A 7,604-nucleotide genomic window follows, 5' to 3' on the forward strand; every position below is an offset into this window, starting at 1 on the left:
AGTACTACCTTCTCCATTCTTTTGGGATCCCTCAGGCTCTCTTCGTTCAGCCGGAGTCGCTTTTCTTCCAAAAGAGTATCTATCACTGCCGTACGGATTGCCCCTTTGATCGAAGAACCTGGGACGACCGGGTTGAAAGTGCCTTGGTTCCTGAGAAATGGTTGCAGAACCAGTTGATTCCTTGGATCGTCAATCTTGGCTTTGAACTCCCTCTCCACCGAAGGAGAGACAAGTATCCTCCGGGATACATCTTTGCGACGACCAAGTCTTTCGCTCAGGAACCGCCGCAGGCCTATCAGGTCGTCACGGTTCGCCAACTCGAGAAAAGCATTTCTCTCTGTCTCTCCAAGAGTTTGTAGAACAGAGGGAAGATCAAAATAGTAGAGGTAACCTTCGACCATGAAGCAACTGAAAGGGTCGAGTTCTTGTCCTGATCCAATATGGACAGGAGAAAGAAATTCCCCTTCAACACGGACCGTTGTTAGGAAGCGCTTATTCATTTTTCAGAGTCTCCCATCTTTAAGAAATAGGGGAAGAGATACGTTTGCTGGCGGACATCCTCTAGTTCGGGATGAACCGGCCCAAGGCTTTGCCCGTAGAATTCACGCTTCTCACTGACCTTGAATATCGCACCCGGTTTTAGTAACAACAGAGGCGTTTTGGGGAATGCAACGTTTCCTTGGGAGTAATGCCCGCCGAGTTTTCCATACTTGGTGTATAGCTCATAGTACCCTTTCGACAGAGAACCGTCTGGGACAAAATGGGACAAGGCCATCACTGCGTTCCCCTCGCCAGGTAAATGTTCTTCGCTGATGGATTTCACAATGAACTGACCCTTGCCAGTTGACCGATCCTTTCCGTAGCCCCATTTCCCAAGCAGGGAAAAGATTTCCCTAATCGTCTCCGCTTCCCAGTCCAATTTGGTTTTGACGTAAATATCATAGAGTTTGTTTCTCGCTGCTACCTCTTGGCTGTGAAAGAAGCCGCCCCCGTCCTTCTCCACGGTGTCTGTAAGCCGGTTGATGGTGTTGTGGGGGATTAACATATGGTCAGCATCTATCATACCGGGTCTTGTCTTTCCAGTTGTCTTGATCTCACTTGCCAAAAGGACCCTTACGAGGCCTCTTGGGCTTAGATTTGTTCTCAACTCTTCCATTGCCTGGGCATGGACCCAGGGGATCTTTGCGGCTTTCTTGAAGGCAGCCAGGAATTCAAGGAAATGAATCCTGTCCCTGACTGAGAAAAACTCCCCAAACAGTGGTGATATCTCTTGATCGGATGCTGGGGGAAGACAGGGGCGCGGAAGAAAACCAGCAGGGAAGCCATCAGACAGAATAAGCGAAGGGGCCTGATCGTAATCCCTCAGCAACTCTCTATGGAGGGATTCCTCCCCATGCATGTATCTGTACATCCAGCAGAGGTGGCCGAAGAGGGTGTCAGAGTGAAGAGGGGTCGCCGCATGCGTTTCAAAACAGATTCTCACCTTGAAAGTCTTCATGCCGCCCTCCCGAAGATCTGATCCGGTGTTGGGAGAAAAAGGGCCGACTCCTCGCCCGCTTCGATTTTTGTTAGGTTCTGAAACTCGATGCGGCCGTAACCCCGGCTTCCAGCTCCACCAAGTGCATCCATCTCTACGAGGCGCATGGCGACAAGGACCTTTTGGAAATTATCCTGGTCGGTCGTCCTATCTCCCTCAATATCCATCACCTTGTAGTTCATCTCGAAGTCGAACAGAGTGCCTGCAGGTACCCGTTCGGTGCGCCGCAGTCCACCCCTTCCTGCCTTACCCTCGAGGCGGTTGATCCAGTTTTCAATCTTCTCCTCGGTCAGGGGGAGTCCTCTCTCAAGCATTTGGTTCTTCCACTTCGCGTTCAGGAAGGCGTCCCTTACAACCAGTCTTGTTGGTCCATATAGCCACCCTTCCTCTGTTGTCCCAAAGATCCGGCATACAGGGCACGACTTCTCTTTGCATATGTGAACCTTTCCGTCAGGCCTCACTCTCTGCTCGAGCCATTCCGTGAGAGACCGCATCTTGCCTTTTAGGGAGGACCCCGGGATGTATGGATCTCCCTCTAGATGTTTGATAACCGGGAGATCTATACCGCCAATTTCGATGTCGTCCTTGCTGCCCCCGATATGGAGTCCCGTTCTCAGTTTGATCTGACCCTTTACAGTTATAATATCCAATAGTTGCATGTCTGGCCCTCCGCCTAGTCTTTCTTTGGTGAGTAGTAGTAGAAATAGCCGTACACAGCCTCGAAGAACTTGCAAAATACTTCAAAGTCCCTAAGATTTTTGATGGAGGCTACGCTCTTCTCAATAAAGCCCTTGAACTCATCGGTAAGGGCATCCCGGCCGCGAGCATACGTAACCTTAGCCTTCAGCATCATGATCTCCGGCAGTTTTCTCCTAAAGGCAGATTCCCTTTCCTCTGGCTGGAACTGGTTAAGATATCGTTGGATTCCCTTTACTTCATCGAAAAACCGTCGTACCTGCGTAGGGGTAATTTCCACGGTGCCCCTGCCTCCTTTCCTCTTTTCACTCTTTCTTTGCACCAGAGCACGACCCTGTCTTTCTGCGACCACGGAAAACAAGTCTTGCCTTATGCTTCCATCCGGGTCGTAGAAATTCATCGTTTCTGGTATGGCGGGTTCTCTATCGTTCCGTTCCATTGTGTAACCTCCTTTCTCAATTCCTGTTTAGGTATAAGGCCCATTGAATGCCCAACTGCAACGGTTGATCTCCCTCAATATAATCTCTGTAGAGCCGGATCAGTGTATTTTGAACCTCTTTTGGCATTTTCTGTTTGTCCAGTCTTCCCAACTTGTATCGAAACAGAGACGCATAAGCCCCGCACTGCATGCTCTGCCCTTCCATGAATCGCCCCTTCATGTCCTTTATGATCATGAGTTCATACACAAAGCGACGGCTTACTTTAGAAGAGGGATCGTTCATCAGACGATCTAGTTCGTCCTTGACTTTTATGATCCCGGGGAATTGAGACCATGGAATGACCTCGCCCCATAGGTGAAGGCTATTTTTGTCTTGTGTTTCTCCTTTTGCCTTGTCAAGGCCTTTTTCTGCCACACGGGACATGTAGTTGACCGGATACCTACTCTTCATGAGATTGAGGCTGCCCGAAAGTGTAATATCAGGATTTGAGCAAGTATAGCGGCGAAAGTCACTGTAGATCCTATTTGACAGCAGCAGGGTCTTATCCCACGGTCCGACGATAAACAAATCGTCGCCACCTGCAAATATTGTGTATGTATCAGAATATTCTTCTGCTGTCCGGAAAAAATCTGGGAGGTAGAATGAAAAAAAACGGTCGATCATTCTGCTGAAAGTGGCATACCGACCTAATGTCAGCCGGTTGTCACCTTTGCGAAAGAGATCGCGTAGGCCATATCCGAAAAGAAATCCAAGGTTGTCTACGTCCGCCTTGAAAATACAAAGGTAAGGCCGACCTTGAAAGCCGCTGTCACTTGGCTTTCGCCTTAGGGACGAAAGTGCGATGTGATGAAATGTTTTTATACCTCGCCTTTCAATGCCCGTCCTTGCATCCTCGATGAGCTGTTCAGTGTTGTGGCGAGGATCAGTGTAGAGGTCATTGTGGGGGTCCTTTTCACAGAAAAGGGGCACGTAGTTCGCGACCATCCAATAAGGCAAGGAACTCCTTTTCTCAGACTGTAGCACCCATGCTGCCTCCAACCCGTCTGCACATGGAACGCTATCTGAGAATCTAAACCAACCGCCACATACGTGGATACCGTCGTCCTCTTTGTGATCAGAGTCGGGCTTCTCTGACCGGCACCTTGGCCTGTTTCTTCCCGCAGGCCCGGCAGATCCCCTTGTCGGGCTCGTATTCTTTCCAAAAAGCGTCAAATCGGTGATTCTCCGGGTTTCCTATCATGGAAGACATCTTGCGAAGCTTGGCCCTCTGGGCAGACTGAGTCAGCGCTTCCAGGCATGCAGGAAAGCAATCCAATTCGAGTTCCTTCCCCGAGACCGGAATCCATGAGAGGTTGATGGTCAGTTCGCCAAAGTAGTTCGACCATAGAAAACGGTCGATTTCATGCTGGATTGTTTCGATCTTTCTCTCCGCGGCTTCCAGGAGGGGCGCAACTATCACAGCCCGCCCTCCGGCACTAATGACTCTGCTCGGCGAGAAGAGGCCGAATTCCTTGAAAACACACCGAGCAGCCCCCTCCATGAGCAACGCAAGGTAGAAGGATCTTGCTCTCAAGATGCGAGCTGCCCCTCTGGTGGAATCGACCGCAATATCAAAAATGAATCTCTGTATCCCGCTGACATCCAGGTTCACAAAGATAAACTTTTTCTTCTCGCGGTCCCGAATGGCTTCCTCAGTCATGCTATCCGTACTTTTATGATACAGATACAACGCCAGGGCAATAGCCGAAGTCGTGACGGAATGGTCGTACAAGGAAATGTCAGTCCATGTCTGTCGGCCTAAACTGTATGTGGCAGAAGGGATTGCCCAAGTAAATCTTTCCAAAAGGAATAGCAGGGAATCCGGGAAGAGAGTTAAGGGTTTGAGTTTGGATAGAGATCGACATTCATCCCGGAATGCCTCCCACAACTGTGAATACTCGAAGACAGACTTTGTTTGCTGCAGATCGACGACATCCTCTGTTTTCTCTGGGAACATATAGGGAGGCGACAAAGGCTTGAGCGGATAACGGAAATGGAATCCTTCAAAGATGTTCTTAGCGAGACATATCTCCTCGAAAACAGGAGCTAGTCTCTCAACAATATGACCCCTTTTCGAGATTTCCTCTTCGGCCACCTTCGTGTAGGTTTTTCGGTCCATCCCGGCGGACAGCCTGTCTGCCTCCTGAATAATGGTCTGAAGCGGCGTGGAGGGTCGGTGATGATAACTGGCGAGATTGGCTACGTTATCCTGCGACCTATCGATGCGGTCCTTTGGAAAATAGTTGTCGAAGAATTCATTCGTCCAAAGAACATGCCTATGCGAATAGCGGCCACGAAAAACTGGACAAATAGTGTTTTCCATGTTCTTAGACTGCTGGCTCAAAGGCAGGCCTGCCCTCTGCATGAACTTCCCTATGTCGTGGAGCAGAGCACCAAGAGCAACAGCCTCAGATTGTTCTTGTTCCATCTTTGGTCTCCCTCGATTTGCTTGGATTACGATAATGGACGAACCGTCGATCGTCGCTATGCTTCGAATGACAACTTAACTTCCATCTGGATCATGTTATCCTTATCTTCCCCTTCTCCACTCTCACCCCGTGGCGCTTGGAGCCGTGCTTGCCCACGGCCGTTATCGCGTAGATGGGAAACATGGTCTCATCGTCCAGTCCCTCTCGCAGAGTTCGGTTGATTTTGCTCACGTTCTGGCGGAGGGCCTCGATTTCAAAGCCTTGGTCCCACTGGTCCAGGAGATCCCCGACCCGCGGGGAGAGGGGGCCGTAGATCGTTTTGTAGTCATCGACCATGGCTTCCAGTGCCTCGCGGCTCGTAAAGTCCACAAGAGCCGGAAAGCAGTCCGTGCAGTCCAGACAGAGGGTGCGGTCTGGATAGGGGCATCTGTCGAGCTTTTCCCTAAGAAACGCACAGTAAAGGATGAGCAGCACGGGGACCATCTCGATGGTTTTGGTGCCCACCTTGACGGTCCGCTCTTGCAGATTCACCTCCAGCCGCTGCTGCACCATGGCGGTGTCAAGGTCCTTCTGGCCTTCGGCCACGAGTTCCCTGAAAGGCTTCGCCTCAAGGGACAGCTTTTCCCTGAGGCGGATAAAGGGGAGCTCAGCCAGGGTTATGGCCGCATCGCGGGTGTTCAAGGTCCGGATCGTTTTTCCCAGCGGGTTCGTGACCTCAAGGACGCGGTTTTTTCTCGGTTTGTAATAGAAGCCCGGGTGGGATTCGAACTCCGGGGTAACCAGGACGTGATAGAGCCTGTCCCAGGGGCGGCCGAAGAGCTGGAGCGCGGAGCCGAGGTAAAAAGACATGGTCTTTCTCCCTCCTGCCAGGGAACAGTGGAGGCGTGAGGCCGGGTCTCCGGCCTTCTTCCTGATGAAGTCGGCGATCAGATCCCCGACGGCCTCGTTATGGGCTGCCTCCCTGATGTCGTCAAGGGGTCGTGACCGGGAGTCGGTCACAACCATGATGTTGACCTTTTCAGGGGAAATAGGCTCGAGCTCGAACTCTCGAAAGAAGTCTCTCCACCTCCCTTTTTGAAACAGCTCGTCTTCAATTCGTTCCTTTCCGTGCTGGGTGGTTATGACGTGCACTTCGTCCGGGAAAACCGCAGGGTCCTGCCCGAACACCAAGGCATAGAGCGTCTCGGTGATGATCTGGGGTGTCGTGCCTGCGACAAAGATGAGAATCTCTTGGTATTTTTCGTTTGCCATACTTCTCAGATTACAGGCCCGTGGCGGGAGATACAATAAATACAACGTTTCTGCAAGGTTGCACGCCAGGTTAGCCTCCGGGGCTGTGGCGGAGACAGCCCGCCGGCACCCGTTCCACTGGAAACCGGGAAAGCCCTCTGGTGTTAAGATCCACTAATCTCATAGCGGCCCAAGCCAAAGGCCGTTCCCTTCCCGACGTGGACGGCCCGGCCCAGCACAAGATAGGGCCAGAACGACTCCACGTCTCCCCTGAAAGAGACCGAGCCCACAAAGCCCCCCATCTTGAGGCGCGTGTCCTGGCGGCCGGAGTACCGCTCCCAGTCATGCCAGCGGAGGTGTCGGTCCTCGGAGACTATGCCCTCTGCCCTTTCGATCAATGACCGGAAATCCACCTCGAGACTTTCTCCGCAGTGGAAGTAAGAGAGGGTCGAGATCCTTCTGAGCAGGTTGCGTATCAGGACGTGAAACTCCAATTCGAGTGTCAGGCGGCCGTTATAGCGGATGCGTGTGGGTGTTCGAAAGGAGATCGTTATCCGGTCGTCCGGTGGAGGAGGCCGCTCTTCAAGCAGGTCTTGCCAGGCGACCGACAGGGGGACCATGTTCAGCTTCTTTGATTCGCCGTCGTAAATGGGAGGGGCATGTTCTCGTCTCTCTGCTGTGGTTTGGGAGGCGGGCGGGTGGGTCAGCGCCCGTACCCGTTTGAGTGTGAACCTGCCTTTCCCCCTGCCCATGCCCATCTCTCCCAAGAGGTTGAAACTGTAAATGAAATAGGGGAGATATTCGATGGCACGCCCGATCAGCGTGAGGCCGAAGACAATCGGCTCTCCCGGTCGGTAGAGGCTCCGCTCTTCCTCCGGTGGCTCCAGGACAAAGGGATGAGGAGCCCTCGGGTACTTGCGCATGATGGCCGTGTCAGAGGGAGGCGGGGTTTCGAATACATAGGAGTAAGCGCATTTTTCCCTGAGCAGGCACGAGTCGCACTCCCGGAGTCTCAGGGCGCAGGAGCTCTTCTTGAAGGCATGGCCGAACCCGCCGCGAAAGGTGGAGCCCTTGTAAGAGGGGAGAGAGATCGGGTCGAGCGCTTCGAGCTCAAAGGAAAGACGTGCAATCCTGAAGGCCTCCACGGCAGACCTCCATGAAATTCGCACTGCCATCCGGGTGGAAAGATCCGGGCTCCATTATAGCACATCGAACCGATTTGGCAAAATCGGT

General features: G+C 52.3%; 8 protein-coding genes. All 8 read right to left on the reverse strand.

The annotated features are described in order from the left end of the window. The coding region (gene csm5, locus JRJ26_20260; GenBank protein MBW2059824.1) for a type III-A CRISPR-associated RAMP protein Csm5 at nt 1-500 on the reverse strand (500 nt) is incomplete at its 3' end. Next, entirely contained in the window at nt 497-1,498 is a 1,002-nt protein-coding gene (locus JRJ26_20265) for a hypothetical protein (protein MBW2059825.1), read from the reverse strand. The genes csm5 and JRJ26_20265, both read right to left, overlap by 4 nt. Continuing rightward, nucleotides 1,495-2,196: a type III-A CRISPR-associated RAMP protein Csm3 gene (gene csm3 / locus JRJ26_20270; GenBank protein MBW2059826.1), complete on the reverse strand. Its 702-nt coding sequence runs from the start codon at nt 2,194-2,196 to the stop codon at nt 1,495-1,497. Before csm3 ends, JRJ26_20265 begins: the two co-directional genes overlap by 4 nt. Nucleotides 2,197-2,210: 14 nt before the next feature. Continuing rightward, nucleotides 2,211-2,672: a type III-A CRISPR-associated protein Csm2 gene (gene csm2 / locus JRJ26_20275; GenBank protein ID MBW2059827.1), complete on the reverse strand. Its 462-nt coding sequence runs from the start codon at nt 2,670-2,672 to the stop codon at nt 2,211-2,213. A gap of 16 nt (nt 2,673-2,688) precedes the next feature. Continuing rightward, on the reverse strand, nt 2,689-3,885 hold the full coding sequence (locus tag JRJ26_20280; protein ID MBW2059828.1) for a hypothetical protein: 1,197 nt from the start codon (nt 3,883-3,885) through the stop codon (nt 2,689-2,691). Further along, entirely contained in the window at nt 3,788-5,140 is a 1,353-nt protein-coding gene (gene cas10, locus JRJ26_20285; protein ID MBW2059829.1) for a type III-A CRISPR-associated protein Cas10/Csm1, read from the reverse strand. Before cas10 ends, JRJ26_20280 begins: the two co-directional genes overlap by 98 nt. A 91-nt stretch (nt 5,141-5,231) precedes the next feature. Then, a complete protein-coding gene (locus JRJ26_20290) occupies nt 5,232-6,392 on the reverse strand; it encodes a TIGR02584 family CRISPR-associated protein (GenBank protein MBW2059830.1) in 1,161 nt (386 codons plus the stop codon). A 143-nt stretch (nt 6,393-6,535) separates the two neighbouring features. Then, nucleotides 6,536-7,516 (reverse strand): CRISPR system precrRNA processing endoribonuclease RAMP protein Cas6, encoded by a 981-nt coding sequence (gene cas6 / locus JRJ26_20295; protein MBW2059831.1) that lies wholly within the window; start codon nt 7,514-7,516, stop codon nt 6,536-6,538. Nucleotides 7,517-7,604: the final 88 nt, after the last annotated feature.

It is taken from the genome of Deltaproteobacteria bacterium (assembly GCA_019308905.1).
GTDB lineage: Bacteria > Desulfobacterota > BSN033 > WVXP01 > WVXP01 > JAFDHF01.

What these genes read in the sequence shown, in the direction of transcription:
- csm2 (MBW2059827.1), bottom strand. Translation starts at nt 2,672, where the DNA reads ATGGAACGGAACGATAGAGAACCCGCCATACCAGAAACGATGAATTTC.
- JRJ26_20290 (MBW2059830.1), bottom strand. Translation starts at nt 6,392, where the DNA reads ATGGCAAACGAAAAATACCAAGAGATTCTCATCTTTGTCGCAGGCACG.
- cas10 (MBW2059829.1), bottom strand. Translation starts at nt 5,140, where the DNA reads ATGGAACAAGAACAATCTGAGGCTGTTGCTCTTGGTGCTCTGCTCCAC.
- csm3 (MBW2059826.1), bottom strand. Translation starts at nt 2,196, where the DNA reads ATGCAACTATTGGATATTATAACTGTAAAGGGTCAGATCAAACTGAGA.
- JRJ26_20265 (MBW2059825.1), bottom strand. Translation starts at nt 1,498, where the DNA reads ATGAAGACTTTCAAGGTGAGAATCTGTTTTGAAACGCATGCGGCGACC.